Origin of the sequence: Bradyrhizobium zhanjiangense (genome assembly GCF_004114935.1) — a bacterium.
GTDB classification, from domain to species: domain Bacteria; phylum Pseudomonadota; class Alphaproteobacteria; order Rhizobiales; family Xanthobacteraceae; genus Bradyrhizobium; species Bradyrhizobium zhanjiangense.
Genome location: NZ_CP022221.1, coordinates 700,130 through 723,496, shown reverse-complemented (window position 1 = coordinate 723,496; position 23,367 = coordinate 700,130). Strand labels below are relative to the sequence as shown.

Below are 23,367 nucleotides of genomic sequence, written 5' to 3'. Positions count from 1 at the left end.
ATCGGCTTTTCGCGCTTAGTATAGGCGGAAGGTAGTAGTGCAAATCGTCGGCGCTTTCGTCGCGCATCTCGTTGTCGAATCTCGGCTCCTTGCCTTGATTTTCAGGTGGAAACGCACCAAGCGAGTGTGGGGACCGACGGCATCGCCTCACTCTCGGTCGTCGTCCCGGACAAGCGAACGAAGTGAGCGCTGATCCGGGACGACAGGGGAGCTTGTGTTGACCTTGCCTCGTCCCACTGCTTCGCCAGCTTGGCAATGTCGCGCGCAAGCCGGCCGCACGCATCGGGCATCGCGCAACGATCGTGCGGCGCAGTCACGATGATGGCGCTACCACCGCCGCGAAGTTTTCGAAGAAGTTCGCGGCAAGTTTTCGCGACGTCGAATCGATCAACCACGAGTCGAGCTGCGCGAGCTTGCCGCCGATCTGCGCCTCGGCTTCGCAATGCAGGGTGGTGACGTCGGTACCTCTCCCTCAAGCCTGGCCTTCGCGCCGCCCTTGGCGAAGCCGCCCACGCCGCCGGCCCTCGCCGACGTGGCGCGAGGGCCGGCACAGCGACATCAGGCGCTCGGCGCACCCCAGGCGCACCCGCAATAAAATCAATGGCTTAGCGTCCCGCCGCCTACTACCAAGATCGCGATTGCAAAGCCGCGAGCGCGTGCTCCTATTCACACTAGGGAACAAGACATCCAAGGGAGAACAACGTGCGGGAGGGCTGAGCTCGCAGGCGAGCGACGGCCGTACGCGGCTTCGGACGCGATGCGACGTTGTCCGCGGACGCGATGAGAACTTTCCGAACCTAGCTTGCGGTCGCGCCATGCGTTGGCGGCGGCGTGGCGCATCATGATCGAATCGCGCGCCGTGACGGCCGCCACGATGACCTTTCCATGACGCGAGGTCACCAAAATGCCAGTTGCAAAGTTCCGTTGCGCTGTTTCTAATTAGAACCAATCAAAATCATTCTGGGAGGACTTCACGTGTCTACAGTCAAACTGACGGTCAACGGCAAGGCCGTTGCTGTCGACGTCGAGGACCGCACGCTGCTGGTCCACCTCTTGCGCGATCACCTCAACCTCACGGGGACCCATGTCGGCTGCGACACCAGCCAGTGCGGCGCCTGCGTCGTGCATATGGACGGCCGTGCCGTGAAATCCTGCACCATGCTGGCGGGACAGGCGGACGGCGCGAACGTCACCACGATCGAAGGCATCGCCAAGGGCGATGAGCTGCATCCAATGCAGGCCGCCTTCCGCGACAATCACGGCCTGCAATGTGGCTATTGCACCCCGGGCATGATCATGTCGGCGATCGACATCGTGCAGCGCCATCAAGCTCAAGGATCTGGCGGCCAGCTCGACGAAGCCACCGTCCGTCAAGAGCTCGAAGGCAATATCTGCCGCTGCACCGGCTACCACAACATCGTCAAAGCCGTGCTGGATGCAGCCGGTCGCATGAAGGTTGCGCAGGCGGCCGAGTAAAGCGGGCCGCCGCGAACAAGAAAACCACTGCCGCTTTCGATGGAAAGCGCCGGTCAACAAATTTCCGGTCGGGAGGACCAGACATGGGTGTTGAAGGCATCGGTGCGCGCGTCGTGCGCAAGGAAGACAAGCGTTTCATTACCGGCAAGGGCCGGTACGTCGACGACATCAAATTGCCGGGCATGACTCATGCCTATTTCATCAGAAGCCCACACGCGCATGCCAAGGTGAAGGGGATCGACTCCTCTGCCGCCTTGAAGATGCCAGGCGTGGTCGCGGTGCTCACGGGACAGCAACTCGTCGACGACAAGGTCGGTAACCTCATCTGCGGCTGGGCCATCACCTCCAAGGATGGCAGCCCGATGAAGATGGGCGCATGGCCGGCGATGGCGCCGGAGACGGTGCGGTTCGTTGGCCAGGCCGTCGCGGTCGTGATCGCCGAGAGCAAGAATCTCGCGCGCGACGCGGCGGAAGCTGTCGTCGTCGATTACGAGGAGCTTCCCGCGGTCGCCGACATGCACGCCGCGATCAAGGCCGGCGCGCCGCAGCTGCATCCCGAAGCCCCTGGCAACCAGGTCTATGACTGGGTGATCGGCGACGAGGGTGCGGTCGATGCAGCCTTCTCGAAGGCCGCCAATGTGGTCAAGCTCGACGTCACCAACAACCGCCTCGCCCCGAACGCGATGGAGCCGCGCGCGGCGATCGCCGATTACGACGCGGCGGAGGAGCATTTCACGCTCTACACCACGTCGCAGAACCCGCACGTCGCCCGCCTCGTGCTGTCGGCGTTCTATAACATCGCGCCCGAGCACAAGCTGCGCGTGATCGCGCCCGACGTCGGCGGCGGCTTCGGCTCGAAGATCTTCATCTATCCCGAAGAGATGGTGGCGCTGTGGGCCTCCAAGAAGGTCGGTCGTCCCGTGAAGTGGACCGGCGACCGCACCGAGGCCTTCCTCACCGACGCGCATGGCCGCGACCATGTGACCCATGCCGAGATGGCCTTCGACGCCAACAACAAGATCACCGGGTTGAAGGTGAAGACCTACGCCAATTTCGGCGCCTACATGTCGCTGTTCTCGTCGTCGGTGCCGACCTATCTCTACGCGACGCTGCTGTCGGGCCAGTACAACATCCCGGCGATCCATGCCGAGGTGATCGGCGTCTACACCAACACCACGCCGGTCGACGCCTATCGCGGCGCCGGCCGACCCGAGGCCAGCTACCTGCTGGAGCGGCTGATGGAGACGGCGGCACGGCAGCTGAAGGTCGATCCGGCCCAGCTGCGCCGGACCAACTTCATCACCCAGTTCCCGCACCAGACGCCTGTGATCATGGCCTATGACACCGGCGACTTTAACGCCTCACTCGATGCCGCGATGAAGGCGATCGACTATGCCGGCTTCCCTGCCCGCAAGGCACAAGCCAAATCACAAGGCAAGCTGCGCGGCATCGGCGTGTCCTGCTACATCGAGGCCTGCGGCATCGCGCCGTCAAAAGCCGTCGGCAGTCTGGGTGCCGGCGTCGGCCTGTGGGAATCGGCCGAGGTGCGCGTCAATCCGGTCGGGACCATCGAGATCCTCACGGGATCGCACAGCCACGGCCAGGGCCACGAGACCACGTTCTGCCAGCTCGTCGCCGACCGCCTGGGCGTTCCGATCAGCCAGGTCTCGATCGTCCATGGCGACACCGATAAGGTGCAGTTCGGCATGGGCACCTACGGCTCGCGCTCCGCAGCCGTCGGTCTCACCGCGATCCTGAAGGCGATGGAGAAGATGGAGTCCAAGGCCAAGAAGATCGCCGCGCATGCGCTGGAGGCGTCGGAGGCCGACATCGTCATTGAGAACGGCGAGTTCAAGGTCACGGGCACCGACAAGGCGATCGCCTTCCCGATGGTCGCGCTCGCAGCCTACACCGCGCACAATCTGCCTGAGGGGATGGAGCCGGGCCTGAAGGAGAGCGCCTTCTATGACCCCACCAACTTCACCTTCCCGGCCGGCGCCTATATCTGCGAGCTCGAGGTCGATCCCGGCACCGGCAAGACCTCCTTCGTCAACTTTGTCGCAGCCGATGATTTCGGCCGGCTGATCAACCCGATGATCGTCGAGGGACAGGTCCATGGCGGCCTCGCCCAGGGCATCGGGCAGGCGCTGCTCGAGCACGCGATCTACGATGCCAACGGCCAGCCGGTGACGGCCTCGTTCATGGATTACTCCATGCCGCGTGCCGACGACCTGCCCTCGTTCAACCTCTCCCACACCACGACGCTGTGCCCGGGCAATCCCCTGGGCATCAAGGGTTGCGGTGAGGCCGGCGCGATCGGCGCTTCTGCAGCCGTGATCAACGCGATCACGGATGCGATCGGCAAGAACAATCTGGAAATGCCCGCGACCCCCGACAGGGTATGGCGCACGATCCACGCGGCTTAAGAGGGAGGAACGAAGATGTACCAGACCACCTATCATCGGGCTTCCTCGGTCGACGAAGCCGTGAGCCTGTTCGGCAAGAGCAGCGAGGCGAAATTCCTGGCCGGCGGACAAACCCTGCTGCCGGTCATGAAGCAGCGGCTCGCCAATCCGTCAGACGTCATCGACCTCGGCAAGATCAAGGACATGATCGGCGTCGAGGCCTCCGGCGACACGCTGACCATCAAAGCCGCCACGCCGCATCATGACGTCGCCACTAGCGATGCCGCGAAGAAGGCGATTCCGGCACTCGCCTATCTGGCGTCGCTGATCGGCGACCCCGCGGTGCGCTATCGCGGCACGATCGGTGGCTCGATCGCCAACAACGATCCCGCTGCCGACTATCCCGCCGCACTGCTCGCGCTCGGCGCCACCGTGAAGACCAACAAGCGGTCGATCTCGGCGGATGATTTCTTCAAGGGCCTGTTCACCACGGCACTCGAAGACGGTGAGATCATCACCGCCGTGTCGTTCCCGGTTCCGGCGAAAGCGGGCTACGCCAAGATGCGGCATCCGGCCTCGCGCTTCGCGCTGACCGGCGTGTTCGTGGCGCAGACCAAGTCGGGCGAGGTGCGGGTGGCCGCCACCGGCGCCTCGCAGAACGGCGTGATGCGGGTGGGCGCCATCGAAGCCGCGTTGAAGGCGAACTGGTCGCCATCGGCGATCGACAGCGTCAATATTTCTGCGAGCGGATTGCTGGCTGACATCCATGGCACTGCCGAGTACCGCGCCAACCTCGTCAAAGTGATGGCACAGCGCGCGGTGACCGCTGCGGGCTGACGATCGCGCTTTAGCGCCTCGACACAAATTTTCCGCGGCGCGCACTTCGGTGCGCGCCGTTTTTATTTTGGCCATGCGGCATGAAAACCGCTTGCCTCGCTGGTGTGAAGGCGAGAAAAGTTAATCAGCCAATTAACTCGCCCCAAAGAGCAATGTCCGAGGCCGTTGCCGGATCACCGGCATCCGCCCGCGACCCGAGGAAACAACAACGTGCTCGATAAACCAGCCCAACAAAAATCAGATGGCTCCTCCGTCCGCGCCTCCGGCCCGCTGTCGGGCTTCCGCATCGTCGAATTCGCCGGCATCGGACCCGGCCCGTTCGCCTGCATGATGCTGGCCGACATGGGCGCCGACGTCGTCACGCTCGATCGCATCGGCGCCAGGAAGAGCATGAAGTCGGTGGCGGGCCGCGGCCGCAAGGTGATCGAGCTCGACCTCAAGGACAAGGCGGCGATCGCACAAGTGCTCGACCTGCTGGCCAGCGCCGATGCGCTGGTCGAAGGTTTTCGTCCCGGCGTGATGGAGCGGCTCGGGCTCGGGCCTGACGTGGTGCTCGCGCGCAACCCGAAGCTGGTCTACGGCCGCATGACCGGCTGGGGCCAGGAGGGCCCGCTTGCGAACGCCGCTGGCCACGACATCAATTACATCTCCATCACCGGCGCGCTCGCCGCGATCGGACCTAAGGAGACACCGGTGCCGCCGCTCAATCTGGTCGGCGATTTCGGCGGCGGCGCGCTCTATCTCGTCGTCGGCGTGCTCGCGGCGCTGCTTGAAGCGCAAAAGTCCGGCAAGGGCCAGGTGGTCGATGCCGCCATGTGCGATGGCGCGGCGTCATTGATGTCGTTCTTCTTCGACATGACCACGATGGGACGCTGGACCGAGGGGCGCAACCAGAACTTCCTCGACGGCGGCGCGCATTTCTACGGCGTCTACGAATGCGCCTGCGGCCATTTCGTCTCGATTGGGTCGATCGAGCCGCAATTCTACGCGCTGCTGCGCCAGCACGCGGGCCTGACCGACGCCGATTTCGACGCGCAGATGGACCGCAACGCCTGGCCGGCGCTGAAGGAGAAGCTGAAGGCGGTGTTCAAGAGCAAGACGCGCGAGGACTGGTGCAAGATCATGGAAGGCACCGACATCTGCTTCGCGCCAGTGCTGACCATGTCGGAGGCCACGCAACACCCGCACATGGTCGCCCGCAATGTCTTCGTCGAGCGTCACGGCGTGAAGCAGCCCGCGCCCGCGCCGAGATTCTCACGCACGCCTTCGGCCGTCCGCGAGCCGGAGGCGGCGGAGATCGGGGCTGTGACGGCTGCGTGGAAGGCCGGGCGCTAGCGGCGCTAGGCAATCGCCTGGAGCCCGGCTGAAATCGAGGGAACTACGTCATTCGCGCCGCGGGCGCGATCTGCGATGATCCCGGTCAATCCGGGAGATTCAGCCATGGCGCTCCAGCTACGACCGAACTGCGAATATTGCGACCGCGACCTGCCGCCTGATGCAACCGACGCGCGGATCTGCTCGTATGAATGCACGTTCTGTGCGGATTGCGTGGAGACGAAACTCTTCAACGTCTGCCCGAACTGCGGCGGCGGTTTTGCCCCGCGCCCGATCAGGCCCGCGCAGGAATGGCGGCCGGGCGTGTGCACGACCAAGCAGGTGCCGTCCGACAAGCGGGTGCATCTGAAGTACAGCCTGGACGACGTCGCGGCGCATTGCGCGAGGATACGCGAGGTGCCGCCGGAGAGACGGTGAACTGCTGCCACACCGTCATTGCGAGGAGCCCTTGCGACGAAGCAATCCAGAATCCCTCCGCGGAGAGATTCTGGATTGCTTCGCTGCGCTCGCAATGACGGAGGTCGTGGCGGCGCGCGCTACTCCGCCGCCAGAATCGTCCCCTCGACCTCGCCGAACCCCACGCGATAGCCCTTGCCCTGACACCAGCCGCGCATGACGAGGCTGTCGCCGTCTTCCAGGAACGACCGCTTGATGCCGCCGGGCAATTCGACCGGCTCGGTGCCGTTCCAGCTGATCTCGAGCAGGCTGCCGCGCTGATCCTTTTCCGGGCCGGAGATGGTGCCGCTCCCCAGGAGATCGCCGACATTCATGGCGCACCCGCTGGAGGCGTGGTGCATGAGCTGCTGCACCGAGGACCAGTACATGTATTTGAAATTGGTGCGGCTGATGCTGGCGGGGGCGTTGGCGCCGGCAGCGCGCAAGGACACGTCGAGTGCAATGTCGTAGTTCTGCGGCTTGTTCTGCTTGAGATAGTCGAGCGGCGCCGGCGCCTGCTCCGGCCCCTTCAGACGGAACGGCTCCAGCGCCTCGCGCGTCACCACCCACGGGCTGATCGAGGTCGCGAACGCTTTTGCCAGGAACGGGCCGAGCGGCACATATTCCCATTGCTGGATGTCGCGCGCGCTCCAATCGTTGAGCAGCACGAAACCGAAGATCATCTCCTCGGCTTGACTCTCGCTCAGCATGCCGCCCATCGGCGATGGCTGGCCGATCACGACGCCCATCTCCAGCTCGAAATCGAGTCGCTTGCACGGAGCGAAGTTCGGCACCTCCACGTTCGGCGGCTTCAGCTGCCCGCGCGGCCGCTTCACCTTGGTGCCCGACACCACGACGGTGGAGGCGCGGCCGTTATAGGCGATCGGCATATGCAGCCAGTTCGGCTGCAGCGCATTGTCCTTGCCGCGGAACATCACGCCGACATTGGTGGCGTGCTCCTTGGAGGAATAGAAATCGGTGTAGCCGGAGACCGCGAACGGCAGATGCAGCTTTGCATCGCGCATCGGCACCAGCGCGCGGCTGCGCAGCTCCTCGTTGTCGCGCAGCTCCGGATGATCGTGACGCAGGAGCTCGCCGATCCGCGCCCGCGTCTTGGTCCAGACTTTTGGTCCGAGCGCCATGAAGGGATTGAGCGAGGCCCCGGAGAACACGCCGAGCGGGCCGACGTCGAGCCGCGAGGCCTGCTCGAGCTCCCAGAGATCGAGCACGTAATTGCCGATCGCAACACCGATCCGTGGCGTTGGATTGCCCGCAGTCGAGAACACGCCGTAAGGCAGGTTCTGGATCGGGAAGTCGGAAGCGGGATCGACGTCGATGAAGGAGCGGAGGCTGGGGTCGTTGGGGTGGGGCATTGGTTTTCCGTGGCGCAGCGGTGGCGGTGTCACCCTCCCCTGGAGGGGGAGGGTCGGCTCGTATTGAGCGCAGCGAAATATGAGACGGGGTGGGGTGATCTCTCAACACGAGCACTGTTGGACGTGGAGAGACCGTCACCCCACCCCGCTCGCGCTACGCGCGATCGACCCTCCCCCTCCAGGGGAGGGTAAGAAGCCTCACGGGCTGTTCGGATCGAACCGCTTCTCCAGGCCCTTCCAGCACTCCGCGTAATCGTCCTGGAGCGTCGATGATTTCGCGGCATGCGCGGTGACACGCTGCGGGTAGCGGGTCTCGAACATGAAGGCCATGGTGCCGGTCAGCTTCACGGGCTTCAGTTCGCCATTGCTGGCATGCTCAAACGCATCGCGATCCGGGCCGTGCGGCAGCATGCAGTTGTGCAGGCTGATGCCGCCGGGGACGAAGCCTTGCGGCTTGGCATCGTAGACGCCGTAGATCAGGCCCATGAACTCGCTCATGATGTTCATGTGATACCAGGGCGGGCGGAAGGTGTTGTCGGCGACCATCCAGCGCTCGGGGAAGATCACGAAGTCGATATTCGCAGTCCCAGCCGTCTCCGACGGCGAGGTCAGCACCGTGAAGATCGAGGGATCGGGATGGTCGAAGCTGATCGCGCCGACCGGCGAGAACGTGCGCAGATCGTACTTATAGGGCGCGTAATTGCCGTGCCAGGCGACGACGTCGATCGGCGAATGCGGCAACGTGGTCTTGAACAGCGAGCCGCCCCATTTCACGTAAAGCTCGGTCGGTGTATCCTTGTCTTCATAGTACGCGACCGGCGTCAGGAAGTCGCGCGCATTGGCGAGGCAATTGGCGCCGATCGGCCCGCGCTCCGGCAGCGTGAAAGCGCCGCCATAGTTTTCACAGAGATAGCCGCGCGCCGGACCGTTCGGGATTTCGACGCGGAACTTGACGCCGCGCGGGATCACCACGATCTCGCCGGGCTCGGCATCGATGCGGCCGAACTCGGTGACGATACGCAAGACGCCCTGCTGAAGCACGAACATCAGCTCACCGTCGGCATTGTAGAAATGCTGGTCCACCATCGATTTGGTGATGAGGTAGACATGCGCCGCCATGCCGGCCTGCGTGTTGACGTCACCCGCTGTCGTCATGGTCTGCACGCCCTGGAGGAAGGTCACCTCCTCCTTCGGGATCGGCGTCGGATCCCAGCGCAGCTGCGCGATCGGCAGATCGTATTCGTGGCACGGTGCCGAGCGCCACAGCGCGGCATCGATCTTCTCGAAGCGGCCGGAATGCTTCACCGACGGACGGATGCGATAGAGCCAGGAGCGCTCATTGGTGCCGCGCGGCGCGGTGAAGGGCGAGCCCGAGAGCTGCTCGGCATAGAGGCCATAGGCACAGCGCTGCGGCGAGTTGCGCCCGATCGGCAGCGCGCCCGGCAGCGCCTCGGTCTCAAAACTGTTGCCGAAGCCGGACATATAGCCCGGCGTCACCTGTGCGGAACTGCGAACGATCTGATCGGGCGAGGTGTTGATGTTCATGACTATCCTCCTCCTTGCAGGGCAGACCACATCTCCTGGTCGCGCTTGTCGGTCCAGATCACGGGGTCGTCGATCCCCGACGCTTCGTCGAACGCGCGCGACACGTTGAACGGCAGGCAGTGCTCGTAGATGGCAAAACTCGAGAATTTCGGATCCATCACCTCGCGCGTCGCCGCCATCGTCTCCTTCAAGGTGCGGCCCTTGGCGACGGAGATTTCGGCCGCGCCATAGAGTGTGGAGACGAAATCGCGCGTCATCGCGATGGCCTCGCGCCCGGTGGCGAGGCCCTTCAGGGCATCGCCGCGGCCCGGCGCGATGGCCTTGGGATTAAAGTTGCGAATCTCGTTCAGCGTCAGCGGCCATTCGCGCAAATGCGCATCGCCGCAATAACAGGCCGAGTGATATTCGATGAGATCGCCGGAGAACATCACCTCGGCATCCGGCACCCAGGCGACGATGTCGCCGGAGGTGTGGCCGGCCCCTAACTGCATCAGGCGCACCTCGCGCTTTCCCAGATAGATCGACATCTCGCCTTCGAAGGTCAGCGTCGGCCAGGTCAGGCCGGGGATGCTCTGCGCGTCCTGGAACAGGCGCGGGAAGCGGCCGTATTCGGAATCCCAATCCTGCTTGCCGCGCTCTTCGATCAGCCGATAGGTCTCCTGTGAGGCGACGATACCTTGCGCCTTGTAGGCGGATGCGCCCAGCACGCGCACCGCATGATAATGCGACAGCACGACATATTTGATCGGCTTGTCGGTGACGGCGCGCACGCGCTCGATCACCTTGTTCGCCATCGCGGGCGTTGCCTGTGCATCGAACACGAGGCAGCCGTCGTCGCCGACAATGACGGCCGTGTTGGGATCGCCCTCGGCGGTGAAGGCATAGAGATCGGTGCCGATCTCGGAGAAGGTGATCTTCTTCTCGGAGAGATCGCCGGTGGATGCGAAATTCTTCGCCATCAATTCGTCCTTCAAGTCATTGGGTTATTGTTGTTGCTGTTGTTGCTGCTGGCCGTCGATCATGCGCCGCTTGGCAAGGCCGATCGCCTCGCGCAGCACGTCGATGTCGCCGATATGGTTGGCGAGGATCAGCACCAGCGCCGCGTCGAAATCGGCGCTCTGCTCCTCGGTGAGGCCGCGATGCGCCTCGACGATGGCGCGAAAGGCATCGTCGGGACGCGCGAAGTTGGAGTTGGTGGAGAGCGGCATGCGAAACCTCAATACAAACCTTCGGCCCGCGCCAGCGCCGCCGCGATCGTCGCGCGCGTCGGGTGGCGGAAGCGCGCCGCGACATAACCGTCGGGCCTCAGCAGATAGGCGGCACCCGGCTCGGCGCCGTAGCGTTTTGCGACCAGGCCCGAGGGATCGGCAAGTCCGCCTTCATCTCCAATGCAGATGCCCTTGATGCCATCGGGCACATCGATCGGCGCGCCATTGCTGAACGACAGCAAGGTGAAGTCCGTTCCACCCTCGCGGAAGGCATCCGTCAGATAGATCTGCTCGCCGGCACGCGTTGCGACGGGCGCGTCGAGCATGGAACAGCCGGGCGACGGTCCACCGCGCCACGTATCCGCATCGAGCGAGGACAGCGGCGAGTCGTAGCTGCACGGCACCGACAGCCGGCCGGCATTGACCATACGCTTGCCGAACTCGGTCTCCTTGGCGAGCGACAGCACCGCCTTGCGCAGCCGCGCTTCCTGGTGCGAGTTCGGTGCCATGAAATCGGTCGAGCGGGTGGATTCGCGGATGTTCTCATCGGCCGCCATGCTGCGCTCGGCATGGTAGCTCTCGAGCAGGCTCGCGGGCGAAGTCCCGCGCAGCACGCGATCGAGCTTCCAGGAGAGGTTTTCGGCGTCCTCCAGTCCCGAGTTGGCGCCGCGCGCACCGAACGGCGAGACCTGGTGCGCGGAATCGCCGGCAAAAATCACGCGGCCATGAATGAAGCGGTCCATCCGCCGGCATTGGAATTTGTACAGCGAGATCCACTCGAACTCGAACTTGTCATGGCCAAGCATGCGCGCGATGCGCGGCCGCACGTTTTCCGGCTTCTTCTCGAGAACCGGATCGGCGTAGCGATTGAGCTGGAGATCGATGCGCCAGACGTCATCGGGCTGCCGGTGCAGCAGCGCCGAACGTCCGGCATGGAACGGCGGATCGAACCAGAACCAGCGTTCGGTCGGGAATTCTGCGGTCATCTGGACGTCGGCGATCAGGAACTGGTCCTCGAACACCTGTCCCGCGAACTCGGCGCCGACCATCTGTCGCAGCGAGGACCGCGCGCCGTCACAGGCGATGACATATTGCGCGTGCAGCCGATAGGCTCCCTCCGGCGTTTCGATCGTCAGCGCGACCGAATCATTGCGCTGCTCCAGCGCCGTCACCTTGTTGCGCCAGCGCAGGTCGATCGCAGGCAGATCCTGGATGCGATCGACCAGATAGGCTTCGGCGTAATATTGCTGGAGGTTGATGAAGGCCGGCCGCTTGTGGCCGTCCTCGGGCAGCAGGTTGAACTGGTAGAGCTGCGACTCGCCGTGAAAGATCCGGCCGACGCTCCACACCACGCCCTTCTCGACCATGCGGTCGCCGACGCCGAGGCGGTCCCAATATTCCAGCGAACGTTTCGAGAAGCAGATCGCGCGCGAGCCTTCGCCGATACGGTCGGCATCGTCCAAAAGCACGACGCGCTGGCCACGCTGGGCAAGATCGATCGCGAGCGACAACCCCACCGGGCCCGCACCGACGACCACGACCGGATGCGCGGCCGGGTCTTGGCCCGGACGATCCTGATCGGGGTGGCGGCGATAGCCGAACTGGGATTTGGCCTGCGCCATGCGCTAACCTTTCGCTCTGGTCAGGAGAGGACTGATCTGCTAGATAGTCTCACGTGCAACTATTTTGGACCGGAGCCGGCCGGCCGTCAACTGAATTCGGAGCGCTTTCCTTGGCGAGGACATCCAGCGACATCGCGCTGAAGACACGGCAAGCCGACGAGGCTTCGCCGCGGCCAAAGCCTCGGCTCGACCTGTTCAAGTTCGTGCCGTTCCGCCTCAACCGGCTCGCGGCGGAGGTGAGTTCCGCGCTCGCGGTCGAATATCAGGAGCGGCATGGCCTCGACATTCCGGCATGGCGCGTGATCGCCACGCTCGGCTTCCGCAATGATGCCTGCAGCGCGCAATTCATCTCGCAATGCACCCGCACGCACAAATCGACCATCAGCCGGGCGGTGACGACGCTGCTGCACCAGGGATTGATCGAGCGGGTCGAGAACGAAGCCGACCGCCGCGAATTCCGCCTGCAACTGACGAAGAAGGGCCGCGCGCTCTATGAGGAGCTATTCCCGCAATTGCTGCGGCGGGAAGACGAGATCCTCGCCTGCCTCTCCGCACAGGAGCGCAAGCAGCTCTCGGCCCTGCTCGGCAAGATCGAGCAGAGCCTCGACCTGATCCAGACCAGCGAAGAGGCGGACGCCAAGCAGGCGTATTAGGGTGGGTATCTATAAAGCGGAAATCGACGAAGCATAGGCCAAGGCCTGCTATGGACCAAAGGCGACATTCCCTGCTTGGCCTGATATGAAAGAGGCCGCTACGTGGCATCGGTCAAAATTGAAACGGTCTGACCGAAACGGAAATCTTGCCGTCTGCGGTTAGTTCCACCTCGAAGTCCACCTCCTTTTGCGCTGTCACATCCTCAACGGTCGCAGACAATAACGCGGTACAGGTAACTGCTCGCTTGGCTTTGCTTCTTGAATTTGTGCTTATCGCATCATCCAACCTATAAGCGGCACCTTGTCTCGCCTTTTCCCAAATCGCTAGTTTTTCGGCCTCTGTGGTCGCACGACTTATCATCGCCGCAACCGCGCTCGAGTTCATAACGGCGTAGTTGACAAGCGCGTTGTTGCTGTCGCCCGAAACGATCTTAATCACTGTATTACGCGCATCCAAAGAATTGCACTCGGGCATCGTTCCGGCACACCCGCCCAGCAAAAGTAAAACAGGGAGAGGCGCTAAAACCGACTGTCCTTCCATAAAATGCTTCATCGGAATCCGGACCACATCAGACAGCCGACGTCGTGACGGCTGCAGTTCTGTTCGACTCAGGGCCACGAGCAGACCCGTCGCAAGGCAGCCGCTCGCAGCCTTGTTTTATTCGATCGCCTGGTCACCTCCACCGCCTCGCTCGCCTTCTTCAGCCCAGGGCTGTACGTGACAGGCCGAAGAGATTTGCAATTACTCGATCAGCAGCAGCCCGCGCTTCTTATCGCCATCGTACGTATTCACAGCTGCGAACAGCCGCTTTCGCTCGACTAGCCATGGCTGGTAATTGGAATTGACATCGAGCACGAAAACTAGATCTTCGGCTTCCAGATAGCCGCCAATGGGCGAATGATGTCCAACACCAGCACCAAAAATTTGCGCGCGATTGAAATTCACGATGTAGCGTCGGCCTGGATCGTTGGAGCGACGCAAATGTTCCAGAAACTGGCCCTCGCTGAGATTACGCAAGACCGTGACGTTCCGGCTCGTGTTGGTCCGCGCCACCTCGGCCAGTTCGTCGAGCGTGAGACCCAGGATGCATAAGCCCGTCCAGCACCGCCCGGTACCGGCCAACACCTTATCCTCCGTGCTTGCCGTCTCGCCGAGCGACCTATACGCATTCGCAACAGCTGCAGGTCCGCAACGAGAGCTATTTGATTGCCAGTTCACGTTCCCATGGAATGTGGCGGCCACTGGCAGGTGCCACGCGCGTTCCATAAGCTCCGGTGTACGTGTTACCGAGGATGCAATGGCTTCTGTCGGCACGCGTGACTGGCCGACGACAAGGGCCCCGGCACCCAGCAGGCCCGCAGTGACAACCATGCAGATAATGCTGACTGAGCGCCACCGCTTCATGGGTCTGAACCTGGCAGCAGTCCGACTGGAGGCTGGCCAGATTATATCCTTAAGCTAATTGGCGGAAGCGACCCCAAGTAAACGTCCGTTGAAGGTCATTCTCATCGATTTGGCCGCGTCGCCACCACGTCCGGTCTGGCGTCAGCTGCTGACGTCCGGGCGCTATCGCGATCTTCGCCTTCGGGTCAAACTGAGAAGAGCTCAACGAGAGCAATTCGCGTCCGCTAGACCCGAAGCAGAACTCTAAAAGGCTATCCACAGTTTCGCCGATGGCCAAAAGAGGTCATCGCGGCAGCGTGATAATGAACTCGGTAAACACACCCAGCTCGCTCTCGACATCGAGGGTTCCGCCGTGTTGTTTGACAATGATGTCGTGGGTCATCGACAGACCGAGCCCCGTGCCTTCGCCAGCTGGCTTGGTAGTAAAGAAGGGATTGAACATTTTTTCCTTCACCTCGACCGGAATCCCGGTGCCGTTGTCGCGGATGCGAATTTCGACCTTGTCGTCAAGGTTGTTCGTGGCCGCACTCAGCACAGGCTCAAAGGTCTCGTCTCCCGCCTCGGACTTGCGCCTGGTCGCGGCATAGAAGCCGTTGGAGATCACGTTGAGCAGCGCGCGCGTGATCTCCTGCGGATATACCTCGATTTCGCCCGCGTCGGGGTCGAGGTCCTGCGTGAGCGTGATGTTGAAGTCGGACTTCTCTGCGCGCGCGCCATGGTAGGCTAGATTAAGACTCTCCTGGACCAGGGCATTGATGTCGGCGAGGCGGCGCTCGCCCGGTCCCTCGCGTGAGTGCAGCAGCATGTTCTTGACGATGGAATCGGCCCGCTTGCCGTGCTGCACGACCTTTTCGAGGTTGCTCTTCAAAAGCGCCGTCAGCTCATCGACTTCGGTGCGGATCTTGTCGACGAGTTCGGCGGGCTTGAGGGCCTCGTTCAACTCCTCGGTCAACTCCGCTGAAAGGGTTGCGAAATTATTGACGAAGTTGAGCGGGTTCTTGATCTCGTGCGCAATGCCCGCGGTGAGCTGGCCGAGCGAGGCAAGCTTTTCGGTCTGCACCAGGCGGTCCTGTGCGGTGCGGAGGTCGTCGAGGGATTGCGAGAGATCGTCGGTTCGCTGCCGCAGCTCCTTGAGCAGTCGTGTGTTTTCGATGGCGATCACCGCTTGTGCCGCAAAATTTTCCAGCAACTCGACCTGCTTGTCGCTGAACTCTTGCACTTCCTTGCGGTAGACAGCAAAGCCACCGACAAGCTCGCTGTCCTTGAGCATCGGCACAATCAGAACGGTGCGGGCTGCGGCGACCTTGTAGATCAGATCGTCGGGATGCTCTGTGGCGATATCGGCAATGTGAACCAGCGCCTTGGTCTCGACGAGGCGCCCCAGCGAAGGCGCCCCATCAAACGGCGCGATGAAGTGTGGCGGCGTTTCCTGGTCGGGCGCGTACAATTGCGGCACGTTTTGCGCGGCCATCCGGGCCACCCGCCGCAACCTGTCGCCTTCGTATAGGAGCAGCGTCCCAAAACTGGCACGGCAGATGCGCACGGCATTTTCCAGCATGGCCTCGAACACCGGCCCAAGTCCGCCAGGCGAACTGGATATGACTCGTAGCACTTCCGACGTCGCAGTTTGCCGCTCCAGCGCTTCCCTCGTTTCATTGAACAATCGCGCGTTCTCGATCGCAATCACCGCCTGGTCGGCGAAGGACTGTAGCAAGGCAATCTGCTTCTCATTAAATGGCTGCACCTCGGTGCGGCGAAGCAGAATCGCGCCAATGCTCTCCTTTTCGCGCAGCAACGGAACAGCCAGAATGCTGTGAATAACCCCGGTGCCGGTATGCTGGGTCAATTTCCGACCATCTGGAAATTCGGCGCCTTCGTCTGAGAGGAGGTCGCGCACGTGCACCGGCGTCTGATCGAGGAACGCACGCCCCGAGACCCAGCCGCGATTGATCGGCCACTTTCCTACATCTATCGAAATCGGGCCATGATGTGCGCTGAAGCGCAGTTCGTCGCCGTCCTTCAAGAGCACGGCAGCGTCATCGGCCTCACAAAGTTGGCACGCACTTGCGACGATTGCTTCGAGAACTGGTTCGACGTTAGTCGGTGAGGACGCTATGACCCTTAAGATATTGCTGCTGCCGGTCTGGTAGGTGAGGGCTTCGGAGAGATCGCGGGTCTTGGCCTGCACCTCGTTGATCAGCCGCGCGTTTTCGATGGCGATCACGGCCTGGTCGGCGAAGGTCTGTAGCAATTGCACGTGATGGTCGGCGAATGAACCGGTCTCGACTCGCGTCACGGTGATCAAGCCGATAGGCACCCCATTGCTCATCAACGGCGTGAACAACATGCTGCGAAAGCCGCGCAATCGCGCCAAATCCCTGGCCAGTATGTTTGGCGAGGATTCGGTATCGACAATCTGCGTTGGTTTGCCATCACGCAGTAACTCGAAGGGCGCCGAAGTCGTTGTGAGATGCCGCGGGAACGAAGCTCGCAATGCTTCGTCAGCGACCGGATTGGTCGGCGTGAACGCCTCCAGGTGTTGCATGCCGTCGATATAGCGAAACACTGCCGTAGAGAAACCGCCAATCAGCCTGTTGGCGCTGATCGCAATCGCCTCGAATACCGGCTGCACATCGTCAGGCGAACTTGCGATGACCTTCAATATTTGGGCCGTCGCCGCCTGCTGCTCGCGGGCCTCCTTCAGGTCTTTGCTCGAACCGGCGACCGAACGACGCTTCGCTCGGCTGGCCGCTGGCGCAATGCGGCGCTTGCTCTTGGTGGTCTTGCGGCCCTTGCGGGTCTTCGCCTGGCTCGTCTTGCCGCCCGTTCTTGATGGCCGCGCCATATCCGCCCCCAAAGGGTCAAGAAGGGTATCTTATCGGTCCAAACCATCATTCAGGAAGGGCCGGGATAGCCTGAATCGCATGTCACCGGGCCGGGCTGATGTCCGAGAAGGGTCCACAAGCAGACGGTCGGCGGGCTGCGCGACAAGGTCTGCCACGGGCCCAAGCAGACATACAGGCGGGGAAATGGTAGAACGCCCCTGCCTGATTGGTGCCACCCGAGCAAGCCATGCCTAAGTATTTTCCGATCGACGCAGGCGTGACGTTTGACTGCGATAAGAGCGACCTGCTCGCGATCAAGTGGAAGGCAGAAAGCCTCTCGGCGGACTTCGTTCTTCCGAGCGCTGAGGGTCAGGCGCTTCGCGTTCGTTTCAACGGCGCCACTATAGTCCGCCTTTTGGACGAAATGCCGCTCAGTACGGAGCAACAGCCTACGAAAAACGAGAGGTTAGTTCCAAGGCACTTCGCTTATCGCGTGGAGGGTTCGACCTTCGCGGACAGCCAGTCGGAGACCTGGAAGGAGATTCATCGTCCCGTTCGACAGTACGAATTCATCACCGGGTGGGGCTGCATGGATGTGCTCTCTGGAGTGGAGCCATCCTTTGAAGTTGTCGATATCACTGCCTGACGAATGTCGGCTTGGAGGCATTCGCGGACGTTCGCTCAAGGCATGCGAAAGGTCAGCTAAAGGGCCAGTAGGCGACATCGCGGCGACGCGCTGAGGAGGCCGACACTGAGGTAGCCTCAATCGTCATCCTGCCAAGGGAACGGCGGGTCCGAGTATTTGGGCCCTAAAACCCGGCATGAGAATCAAGTACGCAGCAAGCTGGACCTAAACTTTTTAGCGCATCGGAACGAAGGCTCTCTGAGGCGGTTTAGCGCGAATGATGCGTCGCTTCAGAGGAGCTGAGCATGAAGAAAACCATTCTTGTTGGTCTTGCTATCCTCACTGTCTCCACTTCTGCCGCTTCGGCATGGACTCATCAAAGCTACCGGAATAGCCACCGGCCTCACTATGGTTCCGCCTACGGCGCGACCAGGGCAGCTCAACGCGAAGCCATGAACAACCGCGCTTATAGCGCTTACAACAACGGCTATTATGGTCCGGGTTATGCGCGTTCAGGCTTTTGGCCGGCCGATGCAGCCGGCGCCGCGATTGGAACGGCCGGAGCGATCGCCGCTGGCGCAGTCAATACCGCAGGCGCGATTGCAACGGCACCATTCCGGCCGGCTAATTCCTATGGCTATTACCCGGCTAATTCCTACGCCATGGCTCCGGGCGGTGTGAGCAGCAAGGACCACGCTCAGTATATGAAAAATTTGCACGACTCCGGATATGATCGGAAGAACGACTTCAATGCGAACGGGACCATGAAGGCGCAATAGCGCCAAGTCTCGTCGAACACTGAAACTAGCGATCGCCAAGACAATTAAAAAAGCCCGGAGGCGGAAGGCCTCCGGGCAATGGGCTTGCGTGCGCAAAGCCTTTGCCGATGCTGCGCCTTGTCATAGGCGCGACTGTCAATCCCGGCGTCAAGAAACGGCAACAGGCTCAAAGCGTCGGCAGCTATCGGTGACCGCACAAGCAACTGGTTCCCGCATCCTCGGCTGGTATGTAGCACTCCGAGCAATCGATGTCTCTTGTGGGTCTTGGCCGTGTAAAAACGGCCTTACAGGACCATCAGTCTTGCCAAAACTGGTCCGGTCTCAGGCCGCGATCGCGGCGATCAGCGGCCTGATCCCGAGGATATTCATTGCTCGGGTCAGATTGTAGGCCAGAACCGAGAGGGCCATCTCGGCGGCTACCTTTGGGAGGGTTTTGGTCAGGAAGTGCGTTGCTCCCATGCGTGCCTTCATCGTGCCGAACGGGTGCTCGACAGTCTCGCGACGAAGGCGCATAGCGAGCGGGTTCGCATCGAGCCGCTGCTGCACGGCGTCGAGCAGATCCTCGTGCTCCCATCGCGTGATCCGTCGCTCTGACCCGGGCGTACACTGGGGTTTGATCGAGCAATTCTTACAGGCGCTGGTCCAGTATCGCCGCAGCATCTTGTCGGCTTCTTCGTTTGTATAGCGATACGGCAATCGCTCCCCGGCCGGACAACGATAGGCGTCTTCCTCCGGCAAATAGACAAAGTCCTGCTTACCGAAGCGTCCGTCCGACTTGGCGCCCGAAGTCATCGGCTTAGGCAGAGTTACCGTGATGCCGGCCTCGTGGCAGGCGAGGATCTCCGGGCTGCTGAAGTAGCCGCGATCGGCAACGGCCTCGAGCGTCTCAGCCTTCAGAACAGCCTTCGCCTGCCTGGCCATATTGGCAAGTTGTGCCCGATCTGAGCCGCTGTTCGTCACCTCATGCGCGATGATCAGGTGATTGTCGGTATCGACGGCGACTTGGACATTGTAGCCGACAACGCCGGATCCGCGGCCACTGGTTGCCATCGAACGGCTATCCGGATCGGTCAGGGAGATTTGCTGATCCGGCGAAGCAAGCATCTGCTTCTCATAGGCAGCAAGCTTGCCCATCTCCCCCTTCAGCTTCGTCAGCTTCTCGGTAAGCCTCGTCACCTTCGCCGCCAGCGCCTCGCTCGGCTGCTGTCGGTCGGCCGTGTCAAGTTGGCTCAAATAGCGCGCGACGCTCTCCTCCAACTGAGCACGCCGCCGCTCCACCTTCGCGCGCGTGAAGTTCCTGTCCCGGTTGTTCACGGCCTTGAACTTGCTCCCATCGATGGCGACGCTCGCCGTCGTGAGAAGACCCATCCCGCGGCAGAGCTCGACAAAACGCGCACAGACCTTACGCAGCCCGACGCTGTTGTCCTTGCGGAAGTCCGCGATCGTCTTGTGATCAGGAGCAAGCCGACCCAGCAGCCACATCACCTCGATGTTCCGTCCAGCCTCTCGTTCCAGCCGCCGGCTTGACTGTACCCGGTTCAGATAGCCGTAGATGTAAAGCTTCAGGAGAACCGAGGGGTGATACGACGGCCGGCCAGTCGCCGCCGGCGCAACTCCGCCGAAGCACATCTCGGCCAGATCAAGCGCATCGACAAACTCGTCGATCGCGCGAACAGGGTTGTTCTCGTCAATGAAATCATCGAGGCATTCAGGCAACAGCGTCCGCTGCCCACGATCCGCCTCTTCAACGAAGCGCCTCATCGATTCCCCCATAGAATCACAGGAGAATCATAACAGCAGCCCAGCGTTTTCACACAGCCAGGGTCATTCGCGTCGATTTGGCCGCGTCGCCACCGCGTCCGGTCTGGCACCGGCTGCTGACGTGCCGGGCGCCGCCCTAGTTCGATCCCGGAGGTGCGCAAGCGCCGTCTCGCGGGACGATGCTTCGCATCGCCGCGAGAACCATGAAGGCCCCTCAGCTGCATCTCGGCCTTCATCCTTCGAGACGCGCGCAAGAGCGCGCGCCTCAGGATGAGGGTCTGCGTCAGGCTATTTCGCAAACGATCTCAACGGCGGCAGGTGCAGCGCCCACGCATCGACCTTGTCGCTGGCGCGGGGATAGATTTCCGTCACGATCGGATCATGGCCGGGAATGAATCGATCAGGGTGACCGGCGAGGCGCTCGATGGTCTCCCAGCCTTGCGCCATATCGCCGACATTGTAGACGATCGGGAACGGGCTCTTGCGCTGGAGATTGGCGTAGTAATGCGCGGCATCGGACGCCAGCACCACCGGTCCGCGCGCGGTCTCGACCCTCACCACCTGCAAGCCGTCGGAATGGCCGCCGACGCGGTGCACGGTGACGCCGGGCGCGACCTCGCCATCGCCGGAACAGAAGGTGACGCGCTCGCCATAGACATGGCGCACCATCTGCGTGACGTGCTCGACCGAGAACGGATGGCGCAAGAGGCCGTTGCACATGCAGCGGCCGGTCGCGTAGGCCATCTCGCGCTCCTGGAGATGGAAGCGCGCATGCGGGAAGCGATCGAGATTGCCGGCGTGGTCGTAATGCAGATGCGTCACGATGACGTCGCGAATCGCGGCCGCGGCGACGCCGAAGCGCTCCAGCGCGTCGACCGGATTGAGCGTCAGCTTGCGCGCCCGCGCGCTCGCCTCCTCGGCGTTGAAGCCGGTGTCGACCAGGATGTCGCGACCGTGCCCTCGGATCAGCCAGACGAAATAGTCGAGGTCCTGCGCCGCGCTGTCATGCGGGTCGGGCACGAGGAAGTTCATGTGGGGGGTGCGCGGCGACATCGTCGCATAGCGCAGTGCGTAGATCTCATAGACGTTTCCCATGACGCAGCTCTTTGTTTTGCTTTTTCTGAGTGGACCAGAGACGAGCCGGCGGACCAAGCCATTGTCCGTCGCAAAGGTCAAACACCTGAGGTTGCGACGACCGCGGTCCCGCAATGTGAGACCAATCACATTTTAGTCGCCCTGGCTGCCCTAACGTCCCGCGGACAGGATCGAGCCAGATCGCATCGGGTGCAACCATGACAGCCTCTTTATTCCCCTCGCAGCACGGCCATGCCTTGCGGTCGATCGTCGCGATAAAGTCGAATCTCCAAGCGGTTGACGCCCCCCATCCCGGGTCTGATAATGCATGGAGCGAAAGTTAAGGTCGCCGCGGCGCAAGCTGGGAACGGTGCCTTTTTGGCTGGACCGCGCTGATTATGAAAATTCGCTTCCTTTTTCTGCTGACTTTGCTGATCTCGCTTGTTCCGACTGCCCCGTCACTTGCGGCTGGCGACCGCTTTGCGCTGGTGATCGGCAACGCCAAATATCCGGATGCGGATGCCCCGCTGAAGGAACCGATCAATGACGCGCGCGACGTCGCCGACGAGCTCAAGCGCGACGGCTTTTCCGTCGAGATCGGCGAGAACCTGACCGGCGACGGGATGCGCCGCGCCCTCGACAAGCTCTACGGCAAGATCAAGCCGGGCTCGGTCGCGCTGGTGTTCTTCAGCGGTTTCGGCATCCAGTCCGCGCGTCAGAGCTACATGCTGCCGGTCGATGCGCAGATCTGGACCGAATCCGACGTGCGCCGCGATGGTTTCAGCCTGGAGACCGTGCTCGGCGAGCTCAATACCCGCGGCGCGGGCGTCAAGATCGCGCTGATCGACGCCTCCAGGCGCAACCCGTTCGAGCGCCGGTTCCGCAGCTTCTCGGCCGGCCTGACCCCAGTCATCGCGCCGAATGGCACGCTGGTGATGTATTCGGCCGCACTGGCCTCTGTGGTCTCGGACGCTGGTGGCGAGCACAGCCTGTTCGTCCAGGAACTGCTGAAGGAAATCCGCGTCCCCGACCTGATGGCCGAGGAGACGCTGAACCGCACCAAGATGGGCGTCACCCGCGCCTCGCGTGGCGAGCAGGTGCCGTGGATATCCTCTTCATTGGCCGAAGATTTCTCGTTCATTCCGGGGGCCGGCGGATCGCGTCCGTCAACGACGCCGCCACCCGCGCCGCCGGCCATGGTCGCCAACAACCCGCCGCCGGCACCACCCGCGCCGCCGACGCCGCCTTCGCCCCCGAAGCCGGCCGACACGGCTGCGGCTCCTGCACCTCCTCCCGCTCCCCCTGCGCCCGCACCGGCCGCCTCGCCGAAGCCGCAGGTCGAAGCCGCCCTGCCGCCACCGCCGCCGCCCGTGAAGCCGGTTGATCCCGGTCCCGCGCCGAGCACGGACAGCGGACCGAGCCCCGCCGTGCTGGCTGACGACCCCACGATCAAGAGCCTGACGGCCAAGATTGCCGCCAATCCGGACGACGTGAACGCGCTGTACCGGCGTGGCCAGGTCTATGCCAGCAAGGGCGCCTACAACCTCGCCATCAAGGATTTCGACGATACGCTCCGCATCAACGCGAAGGACGTCGAGGCACTGAACAACCGCTGCTGGACTCGCACCGTGGTCGGCGATCTCCAGGGCGCGCTCAAGGATTGCAACGAGGCGCTACGGCTGCGGCCGAACTTCGTCGATGCGCTGGACAGCCGCGGGCTCGTCAATCTGAAATCGGGAGCGGTCAAGAACGCCATCGCCGATTTCGACGCGGCCCTGAGGATCAACCCGCGCCTGACGTCCTCGCTCTACGGACGCGGCCTCGCCAAGCAGCGCAACGGGTCCGCTCAGGAAGGCGCGCTCGACATCGCCAATGCCAAGGCGATGGATCCAAACATCGTTCAGGAATTCACAAGCTACGGAGTGCGTTGATATTTTTTTGGGTTGAGGCAGCAGACGCCTCGAACCTTCAACAGCCCAAGGAAGACTAATGGGCGGATGCCGCAAGGG

General features: G+C 62.4%; 20 protein-coding genes. 9 read left to right on the top strand and 11 right to left on the bottom strand.

Features of this window, described 5'->3' with window-relative positions; all coding sequences use genetic code 11:
- Positions 1–313: 313 nt before the first annotated feature.
- The gene (locus tag XH85_RS47765; protein WP_420837926.1) at positions 314–424 is read right to left on the bottom strand and encodes an SRPBCC family protein; all 111 of its coding nucleotides are present in this window, start codon (positions 422–424) and stop codon (positions 314–316) included.
- Between the two features lie 551 nt (positions 425–975).
- Between XH85_RS47765 and XH85_RS03465 the strand changes: the two genes are divergently transcribed.
- The 5 genes from XH85_RS03465 to XH85_RS03445 all read left to right on the top strand — a co-directional run bounded on the left by XH85_RS03465 (position 976) and on the right by XH85_RS03445 (position 6,470).
- Positions 976–1,476 carry a (2Fe-2S)-binding protein gene (locus XH85_RS03465; protein ID WP_091896516.1) on the top strand — a complete coding sequence of 167 codons (501 nt, stop codon included), beginning with the start codon at positions 976–978 and terminating at the stop codon, positions 1,474–1,476.
- Positions 1,477–1,559: 83 nt separating this feature from the next.
- Positions 1,560–3,902, top strand: a complete 2,343-nt coding sequence (locus tag XH85_RS03460) for a xanthine dehydrogenase family protein molybdopterin-binding subunit (protein ID WP_128930751.1) — start codon at positions 1,560–1,562, stop codon at positions 3,900–3,902.
- Between the two features lie 15 nt (positions 3,903–3,917).
- Positions 3,918–4,718 carry an FAD binding domain-containing protein gene (locus tag XH85_RS03455; RefSeq protein ID WP_128930750.1) on the top strand — a complete coding sequence of 267 codons (801 nt, stop codon included), beginning with the start codon at positions 3,918–3,920 and terminating at the stop codon, positions 4,716–4,718.
- A gap of 210 nt (positions 4,719–4,928) precedes the next feature.
- Positions 4,929–6,053: a CaiB/BaiF CoA transferase family protein gene (locus XH85_RS03450; protein WP_128930749.1), complete on the top strand. Its 1,125-nt coding sequence runs from the start codon at positions 4,929–4,931 to the stop codon at positions 6,051–6,053.
- Positions 6,054–6,158: 105 nt separating this feature from the next.
- The gene (locus tag XH85_RS03445; protein ID WP_128930748.1) at positions 6,159–6,470 is read left to right on the top strand and encodes a DUF1272 domain-containing protein; all 312 of its coding nucleotides are present in this window, start codon (positions 6,159–6,161) and stop codon (positions 6,468–6,470) included.
- Between the two features lie 119 nt (positions 6,471–6,589).
- On the opposite strand, the gene fahA is transcribed toward XH85_RS03445, so the two are convergent.
- The 5 genes from fahA to XH85_RS03420 all read right to left on the bottom strand — a co-directional run bounded on the left by fahA (position 6,590) and on the right by XH85_RS03420 (position 12,236).
- Positions 6,590–7,861 carry a fumarylacetoacetase gene (fahA, locus tag XH85_RS03440; RefSeq protein ID WP_128930747.1) on the bottom strand — a complete coding sequence of 424 codons (1,272 nt, stop codon included), beginning with the start codon at positions 7,859–7,861 and terminating at the stop codon, positions 6,590–6,592.
- 198 nt (positions 7,862–8,059) lie between these two features.
- Positions 8,060–9,406: a homogentisate 1,2-dioxygenase gene (gene hmgA, locus XH85_RS03435; protein WP_164940584.1), complete on the bottom strand. Its 1,347-nt coding sequence runs from the start codon at positions 9,404–9,406 to the stop codon at positions 8,060–8,062.
- A 2-nt stretch (positions 9,407–9,408) separates the two neighbouring features.
- Positions 9,409–10,365 carry an MBL fold metallo-hydrolase gene (locus tag XH85_RS03430; RefSeq protein ID WP_128930745.1) on the bottom strand — a complete coding sequence of 319 codons (957 nt, stop codon included), beginning with the start codon at positions 10,363–10,365 and terminating at the stop codon, positions 9,409–9,411.
- A 24-nt stretch (positions 10,366–10,389) separates the two neighbouring features.
- Positions 10,390–10,614: a DUF2783 domain-containing protein gene (locus tag XH85_RS03425; protein ID WP_128930744.1), complete on the bottom strand. Its 225-nt coding sequence runs from the start codon at positions 10,612–10,614 to the stop codon at positions 10,390–10,392.
- Between the two features lie 8 nt (positions 10,615–10,622).
- Positions 10,623–12,236, bottom strand: coding sequence for an FAD-dependent oxidoreductase (locus XH85_RS03420; RefSeq protein ID WP_128930743.1), 1,614 nt, complete (start codon positions 12,234–12,236; stop codon positions 10,623–10,625).
- Positions 12,237–12,346: 110 nt separating this feature from the next.
- On the opposite strand from XH85_RS03420, the gene XH85_RS03415 reads away from it, so the two are divergent.
- Complete coding sequence (locus XH85_RS03415) at positions 12,347–12,889, top strand: MarR family winged helix-turn-helix transcriptional regulator (protein WP_128930742.1); 543 nt, start codon at positions 12,347–12,349, stop codon at positions 12,887–12,889.
- A 112-nt stretch (positions 12,890–13,001) separates the two neighbouring features.
- Here XH85_RS03415 and XH85_RS03410 read toward each other — a convergent pair whose 3' ends face one another.
- The 3 genes from XH85_RS03410 to XH85_RS03400 all read right to left on the bottom strand — a co-directional run bounded on the left by XH85_RS03410 (position 13,002) and on the right by XH85_RS03400 (position 17,139).
- Positions 13,002–13,442, bottom strand: coding sequence for a hypothetical protein (locus XH85_RS03410; RefSeq protein ID WP_128930741.1), 441 nt, complete (start codon positions 13,440–13,442; stop codon positions 13,002–13,004).
- A gap of 189 nt (positions 13,443–13,631) precedes the next feature.
- Complete coding sequence (locus tag XH85_RS03405) at positions 13,632–14,294, bottom strand: phytochelatin synthase family protein (RefSeq protein ID WP_128930740.1); 663 nt, start codon at positions 14,292–14,294, stop codon at positions 13,632–13,634.
- 283 nt (positions 14,295–14,577) lie between these two features.
- Entirely contained in the window at positions 14,578–17,139 is a 2,562-nt protein-coding gene (locus XH85_RS03400; RefSeq protein WP_128930739.1) for a GAF domain-containing protein, read from the bottom strand.
- 227 nt (positions 17,140–17,366) lie between these two features.
- Here XH85_RS03400 and XH85_RS03395 point away from each other — a divergent pair, with 227 nt between their 5' ends.
- A complete protein-coding gene (locus tag XH85_RS03395) occupies positions 17,367–17,765 on the top strand; it encodes a hypothetical protein (protein ID WP_128930738.1) in 399 nt (132 codons plus the stop codon).
- Between the two features lie 284 nt (positions 17,766–18,049).
- Positions 18,050–18,523 carry a hypothetical protein gene (locus XH85_RS03390; RefSeq protein ID WP_128930737.1) on the top strand — a complete coding sequence of 158 codons (474 nt, stop codon included), beginning with the start codon at positions 18,050–18,052 and terminating at the stop codon, positions 18,521–18,523.
- Between the two features lie 321 nt (positions 18,524–18,844).
- On the opposite strand, the gene XH85_RS03385 is transcribed toward XH85_RS03390, so the two are convergent.
- Positions 18,845–20,284 (bottom strand): IS1182 family transposase, encoded by a 1,440-nt coding sequence (locus tag XH85_RS03385; RefSeq protein ID WP_128930736.1) that lies wholly within the window; start codon positions 20,282–20,284, stop codon positions 18,845–18,847.
- 288 nt (positions 20,285–20,572) lie between these two features.
- Complete coding sequence (locus tag XH85_RS03380) at positions 20,573–21,379, bottom strand: N-acyl homoserine lactonase family protein (protein WP_128930735.1); 807 nt, start codon at positions 21,377–21,379, stop codon at positions 20,573–20,575.
- 377 nt (positions 21,380–21,756) lie between these two features.
- On the opposite strand from XH85_RS03380, the gene XH85_RS03375 reads away from it, so the two are divergent.
- Complete coding sequence (locus tag XH85_RS03375) at positions 21,757–23,289, top strand: caspase family protein (RefSeq protein ID WP_128930734.1); 1,533 nt, start codon at positions 21,757–21,759, stop codon at positions 23,287–23,289.
- Positions 23,290–23,367: the final 78 nt, after the last annotated feature.